General features: G+C 35.4%; 22 protein-coding genes and 1 other annotated feature. Of the genes, 17 read left to right on the top strand and 5 right to left on the bottom strand.

The genetic code is table 11. From position 1 onward, the window contains the following. The first annotated feature begins 200 nt into the window (after positions 1–200). From lepB to ACQKOG_RS26395, 3 genes are all read left to right on the top strand, one after another. Positions 201–791, top strand: a complete 591-nt coding sequence (lepB, locus tag ACQKOG_RS26405; RefSeq protein ID WP_370083453.1) for a signal peptidase I — start codon at positions 201–203, stop codon at positions 789–791. A gap of 207 nt (positions 792–998) precedes the next feature. Next, positions 999–1,550: a DUF6773 family protein gene (locus ACQKOG_RS26400; RefSeq protein WP_370083473.1), complete on the top strand. Its 552-nt coding sequence runs from the start codon at positions 999–1,001 to the stop codon at positions 1,548–1,550. After that, complete coding sequence (locus ACQKOG_RS26395; protein WP_053482180.1) at positions 1,516–1,710, top strand: helix-turn-helix transcriptional regulator; 195 nt, start codon at positions 1,516–1,518, stop codon at positions 1,708–1,710. The genes ACQKOG_RS26400 and ACQKOG_RS26395 overlap by 35 nt, the downstream gene beginning before the upstream one ends. A 167-nt stretch (positions 1,711–1,877) precedes the next feature. Here the strand turns inward: ACQKOG_RS26395 and ACQKOG_RS26390 are convergent, their stop codons facing one another. Beyond that, the gene (locus ACQKOG_RS26390; RefSeq protein ID WP_402869206.1) at positions 1,878–2,471 is read right to left on the bottom strand and encodes a YdeI/OmpD-associated family protein; all 594 of its coding nucleotides are present in this window, start codon (positions 2,469–2,471) and stop codon (positions 1,878–1,880) included. A gap of 271 nt (positions 2,472–2,742) precedes the next feature. On the opposite strand from ACQKOG_RS26390, the gene ACQKOG_RS26385 reads away from it, so the two are divergent. After that, the gene (locus tag ACQKOG_RS26385) at positions 2,743–3,492 is read left to right on the top strand and encodes a hypothetical protein (protein WP_370083455.1); all 750 of its coding nucleotides are present in this window, start codon (positions 2,743–2,745) and stop codon (positions 3,490–3,492) included. Between the two features lie 367 nt (positions 3,493–3,859). Beyond that, complete coding sequence (locus ACQKOG_RS26380; RefSeq protein ID WP_370083456.1) at positions 3,860–4,309, top strand: HTH domain-containing protein; 450 nt, start codon at positions 3,860–3,862, stop codon at positions 4,307–4,309. A gap of 305 nt (positions 4,310–4,614) precedes the next feature. Here ACQKOG_RS26380 and fumC read toward each other — a convergent pair whose 3' ends face one another. Then, positions 4,615–6,006: a class II fumarate hydratase gene (gene fumC, locus ACQKOG_RS26375; protein ID WP_427448554.1), complete on the bottom strand. Its 1,392-nt coding sequence runs from the start codon at positions 6,004–6,006 to the stop codon at positions 4,615–4,617. A 379-nt stretch (positions 6,007–6,385) separates the two neighbouring features. Beyond that, a complete protein-coding gene (locus ACQKOG_RS26370; RefSeq protein WP_370083458.1) occupies positions 6,386–6,601 on the bottom strand; it encodes a hypothetical protein in 216 nt (71 codons plus the stop codon). Between the two features lie 228 nt (positions 6,602–6,829). Beyond that, positions 6,830–7,029 (top strand) — a binding site (T-box leader). 300 nt (positions 7,030–7,329) lie between these two features. Here ACQKOG_RS26370 and ACQKOG_RS26365 point away from each other — a divergent pair. From ACQKOG_RS26365 to ACQKOG_RS26355, 3 genes are read left to right on the top strand one after another with little or no spacing between them, the layout of a single operon-like run. Continuing rightward, the gene (locus tag ACQKOG_RS26365; RefSeq protein WP_370083459.1) at positions 7,330–8,241 is read left to right on the top strand and encodes an EamA family transporter; all 912 of its coding nucleotides are present in this window, start codon (positions 7,330–7,332) and stop codon (positions 8,239–8,241) included. 38 nt (positions 8,242–8,279) lie between these two features. Then, positions 8,280–9,017, top strand: a complete 738-nt coding sequence (locus ACQKOG_RS26360; protein WP_427448553.1) for an AAA family ATPase — start codon at positions 8,280–8,282, stop codon at positions 9,015–9,017. Then, the gene (locus tag ACQKOG_RS26355) at positions 9,014–10,237 is read left to right on the top strand and encodes a GNAT family N-acetyltransferase (RefSeq protein WP_427448552.1); all 1,224 of its coding nucleotides are present in this window, start codon (positions 9,014–9,016) and stop codon (positions 10,235–10,237) included. The genes ACQKOG_RS26360 and ACQKOG_RS26355 overlap by 4 nt, the downstream gene beginning before the upstream one ends. A gap of 476 nt (positions 10,238–10,713) precedes the next feature. Here the strand turns inward: ACQKOG_RS26355 and ACQKOG_RS26350 are convergent, their stop codons facing one another. Beyond that, positions 10,714–12,102, bottom strand: coding sequence for a PLP-dependent aminotransferase family protein (locus ACQKOG_RS26350; protein WP_427448551.1), 1,389 nt, complete (start codon positions 12,100–12,102; stop codon positions 10,714–10,716). 111 nt (positions 12,103–12,213) lie between these two features. Here ACQKOG_RS26350 and ACQKOG_RS26345 point away from each other — a divergent pair, with 111 nt between their 5' ends. From ACQKOG_RS26345 to ACQKOG_RS26315, 7 genes are all read left to right on the top strand, one after another. After that, complete coding sequence (locus tag ACQKOG_RS26345) at positions 12,214–12,654, top strand: GNAT family N-acetyltransferase (protein WP_402869215.1); 441 nt, start codon at positions 12,214–12,216, stop codon at positions 12,652–12,654. Positions 12,655–12,669: 15 nt separating this feature from the next. Beyond that, complete coding sequence (locus ACQKOG_RS26340) at positions 12,670–13,098, top strand: GNAT family N-acetyltransferase (RefSeq protein WP_370083464.1); 429 nt, start codon at positions 12,670–12,672, stop codon at positions 13,096–13,098. A 418-nt stretch (positions 13,099–13,516) separates the two neighbouring features. After that, positions 13,517–14,125, top strand: a complete 609-nt coding sequence (locus ACQKOG_RS26335) for a CPBP family intramembrane glutamic endopeptidase (protein WP_427448550.1) — start codon at positions 13,517–13,519, stop codon at positions 14,123–14,125. A 254-nt stretch (positions 14,126–14,379) separates the two neighbouring features. Further along, positions 14,380–14,565: a hypothetical protein gene (locus ACQKOG_RS26330; protein ID WP_370083466.1), complete on the top strand. Its 186-nt coding sequence runs from the start codon at positions 14,380–14,382 to the stop codon at positions 14,563–14,565. Between the two features lie 168 nt (positions 14,566–14,733). Beyond that, a complete protein-coding gene (locus ACQKOG_RS26325; protein WP_370083467.1) occupies positions 14,734–15,357 on the top strand; it encodes a hypothetical protein in 624 nt (207 codons plus the stop codon). 114 nt (positions 15,358–15,471) lie between these two features. Beyond that, positions 15,472–15,990: an RNA polymerase sigma factor gene (locus ACQKOG_RS26320; protein ID WP_370083468.1), complete on the top strand. Its 519-nt coding sequence runs from the start codon at positions 15,472–15,474 to the stop codon at positions 15,988–15,990. Continuing rightward, the gene (locus ACQKOG_RS26315; protein ID WP_370083469.1) at positions 15,956–16,816 is read left to right on the top strand and encodes a hypothetical protein; all 861 of its coding nucleotides are present in this window, start codon (positions 15,956–15,958) and stop codon (positions 16,814–16,816) included. Before ACQKOG_RS26320 ends, ACQKOG_RS26315 begins: the two co-directional genes overlap by 35 nt. Positions 16,817–16,919: 103 nt before the next feature. Here ACQKOG_RS26315 and ACQKOG_RS26310 read toward each other — a convergent pair whose 3' ends face one another. Next, entirely contained in the window at positions 16,920–17,417 is a 498-nt protein-coding gene (locus tag ACQKOG_RS26310; RefSeq protein WP_370083470.1) for a DUF1648 domain-containing protein, read from the bottom strand. A gap of 91 nt (positions 17,418–17,508) precedes the next feature. Between ACQKOG_RS26310 and ACQKOG_RS26305 the strand changes: the two genes are divergently transcribed. Both ACQKOG_RS26305 and ACQKOG_RS26300 read left to right on the top strand, forming a co-directional pair. Beyond that, on the top strand, positions 17,509–18,270 hold the full coding sequence (locus tag ACQKOG_RS26305) for a sulfite exporter TauE/SafE family protein (protein ID WP_370083471.1): 762 nt from the start codon (positions 17,509–17,511) through the stop codon (positions 18,268–18,270). After that, the gene (locus ACQKOG_RS26300; protein ID WP_427448549.1) at positions 18,263–19,210 is read left to right on the top strand and encodes a PD-(D/E)XK nuclease family protein; all 948 of its coding nucleotides are present in this window, start codon (positions 18,263–18,265) and stop codon (positions 19,208–19,210) included. Before ACQKOG_RS26305 ends, ACQKOG_RS26300 begins: the two co-directional genes overlap by 8 nt. The last annotated feature ends 349 nt before the right edge of the window (positions 19,211–19,559 follow it).

Raw genomic sequence — 19,559 nt, 5'->3', positions numbered from 1 at the left:
TATGGAGACAACATAAAAAATAGAGAAATCCGAATTTGAATTCATTCAAATTCGGATTTCTCACTAATTGAAGCTAGTTATGTCCCAGCCTCTTTAAAAATGCACTTTATGTTTTGATTATTTTAGGATTACAAACAGAAAATTGAAACTATTTTCCTTTTTTTACGTATTAATATAAGAGAATACTAGGAGGTGTAATTTTGGAAGATAAAATACAGGAAAAACAAACAAATGAGTTTGTTGAATGGGTAAAGGCAATTGTGTTCGCTTTATTGGTGGCATTTTTAATCAAGTATTTTTTATTTACGCCAGTACTCGTAAAAGGTGTTTCGATGGAGCCGACACTGGTAGACCACGATCGTGTTATTGTTAATAAAATCGGTCCGAAATTTAAGTCAATTGATCGATTTGACATTGTTGTTATTAATAATATTTTAATTAACAATGAAGAAGAAAATATTATTAAACGTGTTATTGGTCTACCAGGAGATAAGATCGAGTATAAGGATGATCAATTATACATAAACGGAGAAAAGTACAGTGAACCTTATTTAGATCAGTACAAGAAGGTGTTAAAAGATCCTGGGTCACTTACTTATGATTTTACGCTAGACCAAGACTTAGGTGAAACTTCGGTACCTGAAGGGTATTACTTTGTATTAGGTGATAATCGTCGTAAGAGTAATGATAGTAGAAATCCTGAGTTAGGTTTCATCCCTAAAGAAAAAATAATGGGTACAACAAGTATCATCTGTTGGCCAATCGAGCATTTTGACTTCAGATTTAACTGATAGATCGAAAGCTTATAAACTTGATAAAGATAACATGACCACTCCACGATGAGTGGTTTTTTTGTATTGTCATTTGATCTAGGAGACGGACGCACAGGGTATCATTTCATTAATGGAAAATATAATTAACTTAATGCAATATATACATTGCAAAAAGACAAATATTCTGTATAATTAAAATCATAAACAAGAGGAGGTAAAATATTGATGTTTTGGAAAAGTAAACACGTCGATGAACGAATTAAAAATCAGCAAAATAAAATTTACAAAGAGATTTTTTTCTTTGTCATAGTAATCTGTTTAATATCGATCCTAATAAAATTCATTACACAGGGAGTGACCTCACAAAATGTAGTAACAGAACGGTTGATTATATTATTCTCAGTTGTTTATTATTGTGGCAGAGCAGCGTATCTCGGCATATTTACTGAAGAAGTAGAGATTCACGATAGTGCAAGTAAATTTAAATTAAGTACTAAACTTATTATTTTCGGTGTGGCTATTGGCATGGTTATTGCAATTATTATGGGTGTTAACAGTGCATTCAACTATGCAGAAAGCACTTCACAAGCAATATATTTTTTCTTTATGGTATTTTTTGTATCACTGTTCATGTACTCACTATTTATTGCCGGAATTTTATTCTTATTTTATGTGCTTGCTAAAAAGAAAAGTGATCGAGTTATTCAAAGAATGTTAGAAGATGAAGATAGTGGTGATCAATGTGAAAAACATACGCTTAAAAATGGCTCGAATTGAACATGATTTATCACAGGGGGAATTGGCTGAAAAAGTGGGGGTTACTAGGCAAACTATCGGTTTGATTGAATTAGGTAAATATAACCCGACTTTGAATTTATGTATTGCTATATGTAAAACGTTAAATAAAACCCTAGATGAATTGTTCTGGGAGGAGTAAATCTGATTGGTTCAAAATGTTAAGTAATGTATTTAAAGAAGAGACTATCAACTAAACAGATAGTCTCTTTTGTTCTTTGGATTTCTAGTACAGCCGAAATAAAAAAGATCGAAGCAATTTGCTCCAACCTTTTTATAACAGAGTTATTTATTTTCCTACGAATAAACCTAATCATTTAATCCTTTACCATCAAGAATGTGTTGCGTGTATTTTTCAATTCTTGACACGCGAGTTTTGGATTGTTTAGGTTGAGAGAAATGTAGAATATATGCTCTTTGTCGTCCTGGCGTCAATTCTTCAAAAGCAGTTTTTAAGGTAGGCACTTCATTGAATTTATTGTGAAGTTCTTCAGGAATTATGTATTCCTTATGCTCTTTCAAGGGTACTTCTAAACCTGCTTTTTCAACTCCAATGGCTTCAAGAATATAATCTTTTATAATGGTTTCCATGCCAACTATTTCTTGAACGTTGGTGAAACGAATTTGGCGCGCTGCCTGTACATTTTCAGTCTGTTGAATTAAAATCCCATTGGCATCCTTTAACAAGGCACCTTTGTGAAACAGAAGCGCACAATAATCTTTAAAACCATGTATTAACACGATGTTTTTTTTCTCAAGCGTGTAACAAGGATGCATCCATTTAAATTCTTCCGTCAATTCACAATCAAGAACGATATTTCTCAACGCAGAATATTCTTCCTGCCACTTTTTAGCTTTACTTAAAAATTCATCAACCTTTGGATTCATTTTGCTATTTGTCATCAAGGAACACCCCTCTACAATTTTTTAATCAGTTGATATTCTCTAATCGATTTATAATAAAACATTAACTGGTGTCATGTCTAGTTAAAAATAGGGAACTAATATCGCTAATTTACAAAGAATTGTGATGAGTTGAAAAAGCCTTTGAAACATGTTTTTTTTGCATATTTTTATTGGTACAACATTGTATTTCTGGTAAAATATTAGAATATTGGTATATAATACTTAAAGGAATGTGTTATTTAAAATAAAGCTAAGTAGGAGGAGAATAATGAGAAAATTTTTTACGGTGTTACTAGCAGCATTTGTAATTGCAGTAGTACATCCAACAAAATCAGAAGCGAAAGTGATGTATGATGGAGCAGAGGTTGTAAAAGACCAAACCGGAAAAATGACCTTTACAAAAGACATTAAGGTGTACAAGAAAAATCCAAATGGTACGTTTGATTCTTTAGTGGTAAAGCGAAATAACTTCTTTAGAACGTATGATATTGAAAAATATGATGGCAAAACGTTCTACCAAATGGGACAATATCGAGTACAAGCAACGGATTTGGTAGTTTTCAAAGAAGTACCAATAAAAATTCGTTCATCTTTCTACAACAATCCAACTTATATATTTATTAATCGTGATAGTAAATCCGCAACTTACGGAATGTGGTTCAATAAAAGTACCAACCCGGGTTTTTCTTTTACAAATAATGGGCAAATACTTTCTTATTGCGGTCCCAATGATGTTAGTTCTAAAGAGTGTATACAGTATCCTGGTACAGATCTTAAAATCGCTGAGTCGAAAAGAAGCGAAAAAGGCGTGCGTTTTGAGCTAACAAAAGATGCAGATTTTAAACAGGATCCAATAAAAGGATCTGCAACGATAAGTACGTTGAAAAAGGGAAGAATTTTAGTTTCAGAAGGTCTTGAAATTAATGGTTATCTAAATGTTACTTGGAAAAAAGATGACGGCAACGAGTCCACTCATTGGATTCCGGTGAATTTATTAAAACCAGTTGGAAATCAGTAATTGGGAATTTTACAAAGCTCTCTTAAGCTCTGCCCCATCTAGTTTTCATGTTAAATTATAAATAAAGGTACCCTCTAAGAGCGATTTTTAGTGTCTATCTTAGAGGGTACTTTTTATAGAGCACACCTGCTGAAGTAACAGCAACAGTTATTGTTGAACGGAATGCATGACCGATATATTGTACAAACTTCATACTCTAAAAGATCAGTATCTTCATAGATTGGGATACTAAATGACGTTTGTGTTTAAAAGTCTTCTGTATTTTCTTCAGCTTTGGCAGATAGTATAAAACCAATAAAATAATAGAAGTGTGAAAATAAGTGTGACATATAAATATTTTCACTAAATAATGTAGAGGTGAAATAAAATGGATGAAAATCAGAAAAAAGTAGAAATATCTTTTCTTACTAATGGACCGATCCAATCTGATTATATTAGAGAACAATTTCAAGTTTTAATTAAAAAATTTAATTTAGGGCTTCAACAACTCTCTAAAATGTTTGATATACCCATAAATGAGATAGAAAATATAATGAATGATTCAATTACCATCACAAATGAAAAATTTGAAGAGATTGAGTATAAAATAACAATGTTGAATTTTGGTTTTGATGATTTTAATGCCAAAGATAGGGTAAAGTCAATATTGAATAGTTTGTTAGTGGAATACGAAATAACAACAGAAAGCTTGTCCAAAATTATAAATGTAGCAGAAAAAGAACTGATAGATTTTAAAGAAGATCAATTATTAGAGAGGACTATAGAAATTGAGATATGTGTGAATATTATTATGCTTAATTTTGTTTTACATAAATAAATTTAAAACCCAGGTACTCGAATTGATATGCTCCCTATTTAGTAGACAGATTAAAAAATAAAATCTGTTTATCTAAGGGGAGTATTTTTATGGGGCGAAGCAAATTGAAAAAAATGCTTGGGGTGATAACACAAAAACCATAAAATAAAAAGGACTGGGGTATTATCCCCAATCCTACTTACACATTCCTATAAACATGCCCACCAAAGCTTTATTAATTGCTCCAATTTAGCTCCAATTAGCAAAGTACAAAATGGACTGAAAATGTTGATATGAAGGTGCTATGTTATTAACTTGCATTCCTGTCACTTTACATTTGGATAAATCATCGTCGCAGGGTCCACGTATTCATCGAACTGTTCCTCTGTTAGTAAACCAGATGCAATCGCTGCTTCTTTTAATGTTGTGCCTTCTTTATGGGCTGTCTTCGCAATTTTTGCCGCATTTTCGTAACCGATATAAGGGTTTAATGCAGTTACAAGCATTAATGAGTTTCGTAAATTATGGTCAAGTACTTCTTTATTTGGTTCGATACCGACAGCACAATGATCATTAAATGATTTCATTGTGTCTGCAAGTAGGCGAGTTGATTGTAAGAAGTTATAGATAATGACTGGCTTGAAGACATTTAACTCAAAGTTACCTTGGGAAGCGGCAAAGGCAATTGTTGCATCATTGCCAACAACTTGTGTAACAACCATCGTCATCGCTTCACTTTGAGTTGGATTTACTTTACCAGGCATAATGGATGAGCCTGGCTCGTTTTCTGGAATCGTAATTTCACCAATTCCTGAACGAGGACCACTCGCTAACCAGCGAACATCATTGGCAATTTTCATTAAGTCAGCTGCAAGAGCCTTTAATGCGCCATGTGCGACAACCGCTTCATCATGACTCGTCAGTGCATGGAATTTATTTGCTGCAGAAGTAAAATGTTTTCCTGTTAATTGACTAATTTCCGCTGCTACACGCTCACCAAATTCGGGATGTGCGTTAATACCCGTACCAACTGCTGTGCCACCAATCGCTAGTTCCTTCATATATTCAATATTTTGGACTATCATTTGCTCAGATTTAGCAAGCATTGCTACCCAGCCACTTATTTCTTGACCTAAAGTTAAAGGTGTAGCGTCTTGTAAATGTGTACGACCAATTTTAATAATATCTTTAAATTTCTCTGCTTTGTCATCAAGAGTAGCTTTTAGTAAACGTAGTCGCGGCAATAAATAATCTTCAACTTTTAACACTGCAGCAATATGCAAAGCCGTTGGGAAAGTATCGTTTGAGCTTTGAGATTTATTGACATCATCATTTGGATGGATGCGTTCAGCTTCTCCAGCATTTTGTAAAAGTTGGTTAGCACGGTGTGCAATTACCTCATTGACGTTCATATTTGACTGTGTACCACTACCAGTTTGCCAAACTACAAGCGGGAATTGATCGTCCCATTGACCCTTTAAAATTTCGTCAGCTGCTTGAACAATCGCATTTGCTTTTATATCTGAAAGCTTACCTAATTTATTATTGGCCATCGCAGCACTTTTCTTTAAAATGGCCATTGCTTGAACTAGCTCAATAGGCATCTGTTCTGTTCCGATTTGGAAATTCTCTTTACTGCGCTGTGTTTGAGCACCCCAAATTTTTTCTGCAGGTACTTTAATTTCACCCATAGTGTCTTTTTCAATACGATAATCCATGTAAAACAGCTCCTTTATTTATGTAAATCTCTCCAATAAATTAAACATCCGACGGAGAATTTAACTTTTTTCATCGGGTGTCAAACATCTGCTGATAGAAGTTAAAAAACGGATATTCTTAGTCTGATGTAAGAATATCCGTTTGATACATGCTTATTTCAAAAAAATAGGGGGATTCTGAACTAAGCATTTTGGAGTGAAGAAATAATCTATTGATAATGATAATTGTTATCAATTAAAAAGTCAAATACTTTTCTTTAAGCTATTTATATAGTTGAGAATAATTCGCAATGATTTTTTCTCTTAGAGTTCGAAACCCTCTTTTTTAAGTTAAAACGCTATCATTAAATGATAGCGTCGGAAGGTAAATAGGGGAGAACTATCTCTTTTTCTTGCCAATTTCTTTTAATGGTTGTTTTTTAGGTATTTTTTCAAAAATGATACTTACTTGATAGTTGTTGTCGTCTATTTGAACAATCTGAACAACTTTTGCTTTACGTCCTTTAATTTTAATGTTCTCTTCGACAGTAGGTAAATTTACGAGCAGCTGACTTAAAACGGACGTCTTGTTTTCATAGAAATGAGTTACAAACATAATTCTTCTCCTTATAAATGTTTTATTGAACCTAGAAAAAACCTTCCTTTACTCCTTATATGTAATGTAAAAGAGACATGGTTTTAATGAGAATGATTAGCAAGGGGAAGGTTTTACTCAATGTATGAAAAGAACCTATAATATAGAACATTTGTTATACTGCAGGGGAACTTATTTTGGATAGTTGCTTGACGAAAAAGTTGAAATGAATTATGATGTATCGAAAATAAATTAACAATGATTGGAAGTAGTAATGAATGTAGTTTGCTTTAGAGAGATGATGGCTGGTGAAAATCATCGCAAATCATTTATGAACTCGTCCATGAGTTTTTATGCTGAATTCAGTAAGCATAGACGGCTGCTACCGTTATAGTAAAGTGAGCTTTCTAGCTAATCAGAGTGGTACCGCGGATAACTTCGTCTCTATATTTATTAGAGATGAAGTTTTTTTTATCTTCTTTCAGCAAATGTTTTATGTAGCGAAAGCAAAGCGTCAGCTACAAATGTCTTTCGCACAGACAAAAACACGTTGCTGCCGCTGCGCTTTCGCACAAAAACCATCTGCAGGCCTAAACACAAAGCCGATTCTGGACGCAATTATGCCGAAGCATAATTGATTTGGGAAATTGAAAAACGCTCGATACCTGATCGCTCAAAAAAGAATGAATTGCTTTATCGACAAAATTCTCAGTCTGTGTGTGTTTATAAAAACAAATAGGGGGAAATGTATGGAGATTACTAAAAAACAGGCAACAACAGTGGGATTAGTAGCTCTTGTATTATCAGCACTTTTAACTTCGATAAGCCAGGTTTTCTATGCAAAGCAGGTGCAAGAAGTACCGACATTTTTATTTACTGGTATTAGTTTTTTCATTACTGCTATTTATTTCTCTTTCTTTGCACGCAAGCATAAACGAGCTAATCTGTGGAAGGGAAATATTAATTCTGTAGTGAAGTTGAATGTAGCATCCGTGTTAGCATTTATGGGCTTTTATTTTGCTTTAAAATATGTAGAGTCAGCGATTGTAAGTGCACTTGAGATGGGTATTGGACCACTGTTTGTCTTGGTGTTAGCTGTTTTTGCAAAGGAATCGATTCCGAAAGTACAATGGGTAATTGCCACGGGTACATTTCTCGCTTGTACTATATTAATATTAGCGGTTGTTAGTGGGAAATCAGCTGTTCAAATGGACATAACTTTTCCAGTGATTTTAGCATTAATAGCGAGTGTTAGCTGTGGGGTTGGGGCTGTACTTTGTACGATCTATTCTAAGAAATTAAGTGAGGCTGGTTGGACTACTTCAATGATTTTAGCTAATCGTTATTATGGCATAATTTTATTATCTTTTTTCGCGACTTTCGACATATTTTTTAAATATTTCTCGGGAAATATTTCATGGATAATCGCAGTAACGGTAATGGGTGTCATGCTTCCAATGTATTTATTGCAGATAGGCATTCAGTATTGTTCAACTTTGATTGTAATGATGAGTTTATGCTTTGTTCCAATATTCGCATTCTTCTTTCAGATGTTTGACTCTAGGTTATCATGGTCACCCATTTCCCTTTTAGGAATAAGTCTATTGTTTATTTTTGGGGTGTGTAGTTTGTATGTGGAAAAAAGGACGGTTTCAGAGTAGCGTAAGCACGCTATACTAATAGTAAGGGAGGAAACAAAATGTATTTAAAGTCATGTAAGGTATTACAGGGAGAAGTTGAAGTTAAAGATCAATATCCCTTTAATATACCAAGTTTGCAGGATTTACAGGAGCTAGAGTTTCCTACGAACGTAACTTTCTTTGTAGGGGAAAATGGCTCTGGGAAATCAACCCTTTTGGAGGCAATAGCTGATCGCTGTGATTTTAATACTGCGGGGGGTGGTCGCCAAAATTTATATGAAGTACATAAAGCGGAATCTGCACTTGGGGAGTTTATCCGTTTATCCTGGTGGCCAAAGGTTTCAAATGGCTTTTTCTTACGTTCGGAAACGTTTTATCAATTTGCGAGTCATATTGATTTGTTAGAGGAACATGACATTAGGAAAAAGTATGCCGCTTTTGGGGGTAAGTCGTTACACCATCAATCACATGGGGAGTCCTTTTTATCACTATTTATGCATCGCTTCAAAGGCAAAGCAATTTATTTATTGGATGAGCCAAAAGCAGCGTTGTCACCAACGAGGCAGCTAAGCCTACTCAAAATTATCAAAGATTTAGAGCATGAGGCACAATTTATTATCGCCACACATTCACCTATTTTACTTGGCTATCCAAATGCTACAATCTATAGTTTTGATAATGGGGAGATTGAATCTATTCGTTATGAGGATACTATACATTACATTGTTACGAAGCGGTTTTTAAATGCACCGGAAACCATTTTTTCAGAGTTATTTGATGAGGAGAGAGAATCATGAATCAACGTAAAGGCTTAGACATGCGAGAAATTCGATTAGATGAAATGGCACAGTTTATTGATTTGCTTAATTATGTTTTTCAAATGTCCATGTCCATTCATAAGGATCGTCGCTTTGTGAATGCCAAAAGTAAACAATTTAATGAGGGACATGCGATTGGTTGGTTCGATGGCTCACATCTTGTATCTCAAATTTTAAGCCTACCTTTTGAGGTAAATGTTCATGGAAAAATTTATGAAATGGGAGGCATCACTGCTGTCGGAACGTACCCTGAATATTCTGGGCATGGTTTGATGGAGAGCCTTATTATTGAGAGCCTGGAGCGGATGCGAAATGAAGGACAATGTATATCCTATTTATTTCCATATTCTATCCCTTATTACCGAAAAAGGGGTTGGGAAATTATGAGTGATATTGTGGAATTTCAAATCAAAGATACGCAGCTTCCTCGGTATGGGGGCCTAAATGGTAAAATCCGTCGTGTAGATCCGAAGCATGAAGACGTTGTGACTATTTATGCGCATTATTCAAAGAAGACGCACGGTGTCATGGTTCGTAATAGTATCGCTTGGAATGAAAAGTTCCAGGAAGATTTTTGGGAGGAAAAATTTATCGATAGTGATGTGAACCTCCAGGCTGCAGTGTATTATGACGAAGATGATATGCCGCAGGGTTATATGTTTTATCGTATTATGGAGGAAAATTATTACATCGATGAAATTGTCTATTTACAGGAAGAAGCGCGTAAAGGTTTATGGAATTTTGTCTCAGCACATAACTCAATGATTTACAATGTCTATGGTAAAACAACTGGCAATGAAGCCGTTGCCTTTTTATTAGAGGATAGTGAAATTATTCAAAAAGTATCCCCTTATTTTATGGCACGAATTGTAGACGTAAAAGAATTTCTGTTACGTTACCCATTCACGGGAAATGATTTTCAGCTTAGACTCGCTGTTAGTGACCGCATTGTGGCATGGAATAATGGCACATTTGTCATAACGAAGCACAACGGAAATGTCGAAGTTGAAAAGGTGAGTGAGACACAGTCAGAAAATGCTATTCAGCTAACAGTTCAAACACTTGCCACGATGTTACTAGGCTATAAACGACCGAGCTATTTAGAAAAAATCGAGCGTTTACAAGGCAATGCCATTGAAATTGCACTACTAGAGACGGTACTACCAGTAGGCATCCCAACGTTTATTGATTATTTTTAAAAAAATTTAGGGGAATTTGTACAGAGACAGCTGTGCAGATTCCTTTTTATGGGTTTAAAAGAAAACTGATCAGGTTAGTGCGAGAACTGATCGGGTCCAAGAGAAAACTGCTCAGGTAAGCGCGAGAACTGCTCGGGTTGAAGAGAAAACTGCTCAGGTCATCGCAAGAACTGATCGGGTTGAAAAGAAAACTGCTCAGGTAAGCGTGAGAACTGATCGGGTCCAAAAGAAAACTGCTCAGGTCATCGCGAGAACTGATCGGGTTGAAGAGAAAACTGCTCAGGTCATTGCAAAAACTGTTCGCGTCCAAGAGAAAACCGCAATCAGGTCACCCAAAGACTCGCTCGGGTTAAAAATATTTTGGCAATATCGAAAAATGGAGCATACATTTTCTGGAGCGACTATGTTGAATTTACCTGATGCAACATACGACGATCGAGACAAAGAGTAGCCATAACAATTGCAGTTATGGCTTATTATTCCGTTATCCAAGCTTTTCTTAGCAGTTGTACACCGAGAATGATTTCCTCCATTTTTAATTTACTAAAGCCTAATTGTATAATGGGCACAGAGCTTGGCTGTTGTAGAAAATATGGGCTCGTAGGGTAGACCTTGACTCCGTATTGTTGCGCATTTTGAATGAGCTGCTCTTCTGAAAATTGTGTATGCACCTTGACCAATATATAAAGTCCAGATTGTTCTCCAAGTATCGTAATTTTTTCTTCGAACTGTTTGTTAAGCTCCTCTACAAGAGCATTTATTTTATGTTTATAGGTGATACGCATTCTTTTAATATGCCGTGTCCATTCACCTTGTTCCATGAATTTCGCCATAGTTAATTGATGTATGGACGAGGCGTTATGTTCGAAATGAGCAAAGCGTTCTTTATATGGCTGTACAAGTGCTTTCGGGAGTACCATATAGCTTAAACGAATAGCTGGTAAAAATGATTTTGAAAATGTCCCAATATATATAACACGTGACTTATCGAGTGAGGCGAGAGCAGGAAATGGCTGTTGCGTATAACGAAATTCACCATCATAATCATCCTCAAGTATATAGCCATCTACTTTTTTAGCCCACTGAATTAAAGCTTGCCGCTGCTGAATGCTCATAGAAACACCGTATGGAAAATGATGAGAAGGTGTGACATAGAGTAAGCGCGAATGTAAATGCTTTAAATGCTCAAGCCTTGCACCTTTTTCTGACACAGGTAAAGTCTCTATCTCAAAGCCATGCAGCTTGAACGCTTCACGTGCACCGTTGTAGCCAGGGTCTTCTAAAATAACACTTGGGAAATCCTGCTTTAATAGAAAGCCTAGATAAATTAACATTTGTTGCGTGCTACTACCGATAATAATGTCTTCTTCATTTACATGAACGCCACGAGCTTGAAGCAAATAATGCACAAGCTGTTCCTTTAGAAGTGGCTCACCGAAAGGGTCGCCATATTCATAGCACTTTTGTAAAAGTAACACTTGATTAGACATTTGCCGCCATATTTTTAAAGGAAAATGTTGTTGATCGACAGCACCAGTCCGAAAGTCGATGATGACATCTCCATTATTAGTTTTAATTTCTTGAGTAAGGCTTGGCCGTTCCTCCTCCTGAAGAAAAACTTTTTCAAATTCATTTACGAAATATCCCTTTCGTCCTTCACCACGTATGTATCCTTCCGCTACGAGCTGCTCATAGGCAGTTAAAGTTGTATTCCGACTGACATGTAAAGTTTCGGCTAGCCTTCGAATAGAAGGAAGAGATTCATTCGTTGTCAATATCCCTTGTTCGATTAACCATTTGATTTGCTGATAAATTTGTTTATATTTTGCCTCTTCATCTGTAAATAAGAAAATAAAATTCTCCATAAAGTCCCTCCTTGACATGTTGGAATGTAGAGAACTGTTTCTTTTTAAATGTCAGTTAGTTTTTTATCATAATACAAGAATTACATATTAAAAGAAATGGGGGAATAGTTAATGGAGATTTGTCCAGTAACTTTAGCAACAGTTGGAGACGTCGTGCCATTATTTAATGCCTATCGAGAATTTTATGGTCAACCATCAGATTTAAAACAGGCTGAGCAGTTTCTAAAGGAGCGTCTAAATAAGGGGGAGTCGGTTATTTTTCTAGCTTATTTGGATGCGCAGCCAGTTGGTTTTGTCCAGCTCTATCCTATTTTTTCATCTGTTGCAATGAAAAAGGCGTTTATTTTAAACGATTTATTTGTGACAGAGCATGCTAGGAAGCAAGGCGTAGCACAGGACCTAATTGAACAGTGTTATTCATACTGTATACAGAATGATGCACGTTATATTGGGTTAGAAACAGCGACAGACAACGTTCGTGCTCAAAAACTTTATGAGAAGCTCGGGATGAAAATAAATGATGAAGTATTTCATTATATTAAATATTGGTAAGAGGAGGTTCGAATAATGACCATAACAATCAAGCAATTAATAACGCAACAGGAATGGGTGGAAGCATATGATGTTATGGTGCAACTTCGTACGGAATTAACAGTAGAAAAGTACCTTCAATTATTAAAGGAAATGACCCAAGATGGCTATATGTTATTTGCTTTATACGAAAATATGAACATTGTCGCTGTCGCCGGATTAAGTTGGAGAGTCAACTTTTACAGTGAACGCCATATATTTGTCTACGATTTAGTAACGGATGAGGCCCATCGTTCAAGAGGCTATGGTGAAAATTTATTGCAATATCTTCACCAATGGGGCAAAGAAAATGGCGCGCATTATATTGCTTTAGAGTCTGGTATTCAAAGGACTAGTGCGCATCGTTTTTATGAAGATCGATTAGGGTATGAAAAATGGTGCTATTCTTTTCGGAAAGCATTGTGATGAAATATTGAGCGAAATCCGAATAAAGAGTGAAAGCGACTAGATTTTTAGTCGCTTTTTTAAATGCTTATATACTGATTAACATTTAATATTTATTTTTAAAGATTAATTTTTTAATGATTATCGTTAAATTTATCTTGATTTCAACTCTGTTGTTTAATATGCTTAACATGAAGAAGGACGTAATATAGAGTACCGGCGATGATTTCCGCATTAAGCAGGGGAAAGCAGGAGTTAGCGGCGCTTTTTGAACATTAAGCGGCGGAAAAGCGGAAGTTAGCGGCGAAGTTCCACATGAAGCGGCGGAAAAGCAAATGTTACCGGCGAACTTCAAACATCAACCAACGATTTCTGGAAAACACCTTAACATCGCTTGTCATTCTTCATGGAAAAAACATTATGAACAGGGGGAAAAGTTATGGTTTTGGAAAGTGCAATAAGTGCAATTATTCAGGTCATTTTATTTTCAGTTATTCCGTTTATTTGGTGGTTTTTCTCAGCAAGAAAGGAACAAACATTTTTAACATGGCTCGGCCTCAAAAAGCCTGTCATTGAAAATAAAGGGAATTATTTTCTATGGTCTTTATTCATTATTATTTTATTATTCGTACCCCTTATTACAATCAGCTATTTCTACCTAGATAGTTCAACCTTAGCGACCAATCGTTTTACAGGACTTGGCTTTTCAGCGCTCATTCCAGCACTTTTCCATTCAATTGTCCAAACGGGGTTGTCTGAGGAGCTGTTATTCCGAGGCTTTTTATTGAAAAGATTCATGCATAAATTTGGTTTTCAAATGGGAAATATCATGCAAAGTTTACTATTTGGCATTTTACATGGATGGATGTTTTATTCTTTAGTTCCTTTTGGAGTTGTAGTATTAGTTGTTATAGCAACTGCATTTGTAGGTTATTTAATGGGATGGATCAATGAACGAAAATCTAATGGTTCCATCATAACAAGCTGGGGTATCCATAGCATTGTCAATCTGATTGCCGCCTTCATTACAATGTTTAATATGCTCTAAGAGCCTAGCTCATTTGCATTTCATCATGTTCGATTGCATAATAAAGCAGAGAGGTGATTGAAGTGTAGTTTATCGAGCAGGTAGTAAAAGGATGCTTGATTGTCGGTTTTATTATCACCGCAATATGCCGTTATTATCATATAGCATTTACGACTTTTTTTGTTGATTATCATGTCGTCTCACTAGCTATACTATTAATAGGTATTATAGGAACTGAGTTATTCAATAGACGAAAAAAGAAGGGACGAGCATAAATGACGGAATGGCCAAAGGGAGTAGCGAAACCTGCTGTACGTGCATTGAATGCGGCAGGGTATACACAATTAGAGCAATTGGAAAATGTTGATTTATCAACGTTGAAAAATTTACACGGGATGGGACCGAAAGCGCTAGCGGCCATTGAAGTAGCATTGAATGAAGGTAGGAAGCACAGTGAATAAACTGACATTATTTTTATTGGCAATGGTGGTCTATTATATTTTGGTTGTTTTCGTGATTAGTAAGTTATTTATTATTCCTCTCATGAAGTTTATGGCGCTTGTATTTTTCCTTGGAGCTGGCTTTATTTTTTCTCGAAAAATGCGGAAGAAACTACAGTAGGAGGAATTATGAAAATTACAAAACTAGCCATATTTTATTTGTTCATTTTTATTTTAACAATAGTAATATCACTAGCAGGAGTTCCCCTATCCATTACAATCGGCATTATTGCCCTTATTGTGATCGCAATGATTTATAGACATATACATATTTTATTTAGGACAAATAATATGACGATGGTAGATAAACTAGTAAAAGATCGTAAAAATGATCCGTTTTTTACCTATCTTTACGCTGTTGCTTACGGTACAAGGGAAGACCAACTTCACTCATTAGAAACAGTCATCGTAAAATATAAGCAGCCAGCAATGAAGTATAACTATAAATTTATAAAGGCAATGATGGAAGAGAATTTGGAGGAAGCAAAGGATGCGGCCAATAAAATAAATAAAGAGCCTTTAACTAGCTATGCAAAATGTTATATCGCTGCATTTGAAAGACGAACAACTGACATGCGAAGTGATCAGCTTACACAGCCGTGGATGCAGCCAGCAATTGAAGCGGTTTATGCATATAAAATGAAGAATGAAACAGCCCTTCATCATTATGCCGAGGAAAGCATTGAAATGGCTCGTGGTGTACAAAAATATATGTTAATACATACATTTGAAAAAATGAAAACGGATCTGTAAAAATTTTAGGCTACTTGATGCTATATGGTGTCAGGTAGCCTATTTTTCAATTTTTCATTTAAACATACAAATCTTGTTTACTCATTCGTCTAATAAAGTAAGAGAGGTGAGAAAATGGAGTTTGATGAGCTTTATGAACAATATTTTCAATGCATTTATCAATTTATTTACTATATGGTCTCGGATCCAGGTTTAGCGGAGGATTTAACGCAGGAAACCTTTATCCGTGTTTATAAAGGACAATTTAGAAATGAGGCTGCTATGGGCACTTATATAAGGAGAATTGCACGAAACCTTGTCTATGACACCTATAGAAAAAAAGCACTTATTAAATGGCTACCATTTCAAAGAGAACATGAAAAACGGGAGATACAATATGTACCACATGATTGGATCGTGCAGTCTGAGGAGCGTCGGCTATTATATGAAGCAATCCAATTATTAAAGCCTGAATATCGAGAGGTTCTTATTTACAGAAAAATTGAAGAGTTGAATTTAGCCGAAACTAGTGAAATTTTAGGGTGGTCTACAGTGAAAATAGCGAATACACAGAGAAATGCTATGAAGGCTTTGGAGAAAATACTTGGAGGTGATGAATTTGGATTTAAACAATCGACTGAAGGAACTCAATAAATTACCAGAGGATCAGGCTGTAAAGGCCCGTATTTATGAACACATTCACCATAAGAAAAGAAAGGGCTTAACGTTATGGAAGGAAAGTTTTCTACTATTAACGATCGCCATGATTGCTCTATTTTTTATTTTGATTCCACAAAATTCTTCACCGCCTCAAACTGCTAGTCAATCCATCCAAGCGATTTATAAGCATTTCGGAGGAAAAGAAGGGGAATTCTTTGCAAGAAGTTCAAGTTTGTATATATCTGTGAAAAAGGTTGAAGATACATCAGTTTTTAGCTTTTTTGAAGATTTAACACAATATGTCGAAAAGGCAGATGGAAAGTTAGGTAACTATATTACAGATGTAATTGTTGTAAGAGATCGTCAGGAAGAGCACTATCAGATTTCAGATACAGGCATGCTAAATGTTGATTCTGGCCAGTTTTTTGTTGGGAATTCTGACATGTATGATGAAGTATTTCAAACATTATACTCTGTAGAAACAATACCGTGGATATTTATCCTGCCACTTATTGTGGTAGCTGTAAATATATTCTCTATGTACTATTATAAACGTCATAATCTAGAAGGATCTAAACCATTTAGGCCTATATGGTGGCTGTTAGTACTTGTACTTGCGATGTTTTCAAGCGTTTTTGCTTGGGCAACATGGGTTGGTCCATTGTATAAACCATTAATGATTCTGTTTGCGTTTTTATATGGTTTCAGTATTTGGCATAATATAAAGCGAGAGGTACAGACATATTCCATATATAAAGTAGAAACAATAAAAATAAGTATTATTAGTGCAACACTTGTATTAATTATTATGCTTTATTAATAGATAAAACAATAAAACCACCTATACCTTTTGCATAAGAGACAATTGCAAATATATAGGTGGTTTTAATTACCCATCAACACAGTATTGAGTGAGGTACGCTTTATTCCTTCTTACTTAATAAAATCCCACGAACGATTCCCATTATTAATATAGTACACAGTACAAATAGAAATAAATAAGCATGCCACTGCTGTAAAATACGATTATGGCCTAAAGCCACTGTTAAGTCATTGAAAAGTGAATATGTAAAGTACAGTAGTATACTATTTTTGATGAGACAAAAAATAATGATCCCATTTTGTCGCTCTGTATGAGATAAGGTATGCTTATTTTTACGTGGGATAGGATAAGCAGCTCTAATCTCTAAGTATTGTAAAAGTAAAAATAGCATGAAGGCAATAAAGGGTAAATAAAAAATAGCGATTTTCGGACCAAATTGCGCATGTTCACTTGTAAAGCTTTGTAAAACTGGTATAGAAGCGGGGAGCTTACTGTATTGGATAAGCGTTGCCGTAATGCCAGCTATAAAAATTGTTGCGACTATTAGCGTTAGTGGCTTACAAAAACGCGGTGTAGGTGTTTTTTGTTGTTCAAGCATTCGTTCACCTCGTAGTTAATCTTAAAAAAAAGCAGTCTGTTATACTGTATCATATGAATACCATCATTTGTGTTATAGAAAGAAGGATTAGATGGAATACTTGTTGTTTTTACTAATAGGCATCACTGGCAACGTCATTGGAACATTAGTTGGAGGTGGCGGGTTAATTACATTACCGACCATGATGCTAATGGGGGTACCGGTCCATTCAGCGATCGGTGCGAATAAGATTTCAAATATGGTCAGTGCTTTTTCAAGCTTCTACACGATTTATAAAAGAAAAGAATTGTCATGGTCAGAAATGCGTTCAGTACTACTTGTTTCTCTAGTAGGTGGTACCCTTGGAGGGCTATTTGCATCGTTTATGAGCAGTCAAACATTGACGTTCATCGCGATTATTTTATTAGGTTTTGCCCTTATTATGTCCTTTATAGGTGGGGCTGAATTTGGAGAAAAAGAAAGTTTTACAATGAATCGCAAAAACGGTCCAATACTTCTTGGTGTTGGTTTTTATGATGGGATGTTCGGCCCTGGGAGCAGTACGCTGGCACTTTATACATATGCTCATGAGAAAATCTCTTATATAAAAGCTGTAGGTCTGTCACGTGTAGGTGTTTTTGCGATGTGTTCAGGAGCCGCAATTACGTATATTGCTACAGGTAAAATTGATTGGCCATTAACCATCGTTTTAATGGTTGGTTCTGTGATTGGTGCGCAAATAGGAATTATCCTTGCAAGAAAGGTTAAGGCAAATCAAGTAAAGTTATTGCTGCGTATTGTGACAATTGTGCTAATAGTACAGCTCTTGTATGATTTTATCAAACAGTTAAAGGGAGGCGATATCCATGTTTGAAATCACACCTTTTCCATCTTTTTCGTGGTCACTGTCACGTCATAAAACGTTAACAAGCTGTGCGCGAAAATATGGCTATGAATATTATTTTTCTCATAATGGCTGGCTAAGTTACAATGTGGAGCCGTATCATCAACATGTCTATCGCTTAAAAAAGCTGCAATCCATGCCGATTTTATTTGGGCAAATTGTCCATCATTTAATAGAGCAATCGATCAATGATTATTTGCAAACCGGCAAGGCGCCGACTGTTGCTGAGCTAGTAAATCGTGCACGTGGCCAGCTTAATGCCGCTTTTATTGATTCTACACGCCATGTAGATTTATGGAGACATAAGCCGAATAAATTTTATATGATGCAGGAAATTTATTACGAAGGGCAGTTAAATCCTGAACTTGTACAGGACTATAAAGAACGAATGACGGCTGTCTTTGACAACTTTCTTAACAGCGAAACGTTCCAGCAAATTACTGCGCAAAAAGGATCCCTACGAATTGGTGAGCCTGAACAATTTCGTTCCATGAAAATTGAGGGGATACAAGTTTTCGTCGTAATGGATTTTCATTATTATGATGAGATGGCGGACAAATGGATTATTATCGACTGGAAAACAGGCGGAGAGTCCGATGATGATCGTCAGCAATTAGCGCTCTACGCATACTATATTCAGCAGAAATATCGTGTATCTCTTGACCAGATTGATGTCTATAATGAATATTTATTGACGGGCAAACGAAAAAAATATGCCTTTACAGCATTTGATATGGACAATATTTTACATACGTTTCAGCGAAGTGTACTAGAAATGAAAAAGTATCAGGCAGATATTTTCTCCAATGAACCCGTGGACTTTGAGGATTTTGAGCAAACCCTTGAAAAATGGCATTGTAAAGGGTGTAATTTTAAAGAATTATGTGCGCAGAATTGTGTAGAAAAATGAAGTGAGTGACCAAAAAGTGACCAATTAAATTAAATCATCAAAATAGTCACTAGCTCTATTTATATCTTTACTAGTTAAAAGTCTTTAAATGTAAACCGTCATTTTCATATCAGAGTACCTAGAGATAAGAAATTATTTTAAGGAAAAACACTCTAATTTTGTGATAATACTTCCATTATCACGTTTTTATTGGTAGTATATTGGATTGTTAGTATATTATACTAAGAAATTGTGTTTTCTACAATAAAGCTGAGAAGCCCAGTGGTGATATGTCAACCATAAAAAACATCGGAATTGGAAATTCTTAAGCTACCAAGCATCTAAAAAACTGTTTTTAAGCGTACTCAAA

Origin of the sequence: Lysinibacillus sp. NPDC093216 (assembly GCF_050280325.1) — a bacterium.
GTDB lineage: Bacteria > Bacillota > Bacilli > Bacillales_A > Planococcaceae > Lysinibacillus.
This window is presented reverse-complemented; position numbering and strand designations above follow the sequence as displayed.

Excerpts from the sequence above, each read along its gene's own strand:
- ACQKOG_RS26340 (WP_370083464.1), top strand. The coding sequence starts at position 12,670 with ATGACCATAACAATCAAGCAATTAATAACGCAACAGGAATGGGTGGAA.
- ACQKOG_RS26350 (WP_427448551.1), bottom strand. The coding sequence starts at position 12,102 with ATGGAGAATTTTATTTTCTTATTTACAGATGAAGAGGCAAAATATAAA.
- ACQKOG_RS26400 (WP_370083473.1), top strand. The coding sequence starts at position 999 with ATGTTTTGGAAAAGTAAACACGTCGATGAACGAATTAAAAATCAGCAA.
- ACQKOG_RS26390 (WP_402869206.1), bottom strand. The coding sequence starts at position 2,471 with ATGACAAATAGCAAAATGAATCCAAAGGTTGATGAATTTTTAAGTAAA.
- fumC (WP_427448554.1), bottom strand. The coding sequence starts at position 6,006 with ATGGATTATCGTATTGAAAAAGACACTATGGGTGAAATTAAAGTACCT.
- ACQKOG_RS26335 (WP_427448550.1), top strand. The coding sequence starts at position 13,517 with ATGGTTTTGGAAAGTGCAATAAGTGCAATTATTCAGGTCATTTTATTT.
- ACQKOG_RS26305 (WP_370083471.1), top strand. The coding sequence starts at position 17,509 with ATGGAATACTTGTTGTTTTTACTAATAGGCATCACTGGCAACGTCATT.
- ACQKOG_RS26345 (WP_402869215.1), top strand. The coding sequence starts at position 12,214 with ATGGAGATTTGTCCAGTAACTTTAGCAACAGTTGGAGACGTCGTGCCA.
- ACQKOG_RS26330 (WP_370083466.1), top strand. The coding sequence starts at position 14,380 with ATGACGGAATGGCCAAAGGGAGTAGCGAAACCTGCTGTACGTGCATTG.
- ACQKOG_RS26355 (WP_427448552.1), top strand. The coding sequence starts at position 9,014 with ATGAATCAACGTAAAGGCTTAGACATGCGAGAAATTCGATTAGATGAA.
- ACQKOG_RS26300 (WP_427448549.1), top strand. The coding sequence starts at position 18,263 with ATGTTTGAAATCACACCTTTTCCATCTTTTTCGTGGTCACTGTCACGT.
- ACQKOG_RS26370 (WP_370083458.1), bottom strand. The coding sequence starts at position 6,601 with ATGTTTGTAACTCATTTCTATGAAAACAAGACGTCCGTTTTAAGTCAG.
- ACQKOG_RS26360 (WP_427448553.1), top strand. The coding sequence starts at position 8,280 with ATGTATTTAAAGTCATGTAAGGTATTACAGGGAGAAGTTGAAGTTAAA.
- ACQKOG_RS26310 (WP_370083470.1), bottom strand. The coding sequence starts at position 17,417 with ATGCTTGAACAACAAAAAACACCTACACCGCGTTTTTGTAAGCCACTA.
- ACQKOG_RS26380 (WP_370083456.1), top strand. The coding sequence starts at position 3,860 with ATGGATGAAAATCAGAAAAAAGTAGAAATATCTTTTCTTACTAATGGA.
- ACQKOG_RS26325 (WP_370083467.1), top strand. The coding sequence starts at position 14,734 with ATGAAAATTACAAAACTAGCCATATTTTATTTGTTCATTTTTATTTTA.
- ACQKOG_RS26365 (WP_370083459.1), top strand. The coding sequence starts at position 7,330 with ATGGAGATTACTAAAAAACAGGCAACAACAGTGGGATTAGTAGCTCTT.
- ACQKOG_RS26385 (WP_370083455.1), top strand. The coding sequence starts at position 2,743 with ATGAGAAAATTTTTTACGGTGTTACTAGCAGCATTTGTAATTGCAGTA.
- ACQKOG_RS26320 (WP_370083468.1), top strand. The coding sequence starts at position 15,472 with ATGGAGTTTGATGAGCTTTATGAACAATATTTTCAATGCATTTATCAA.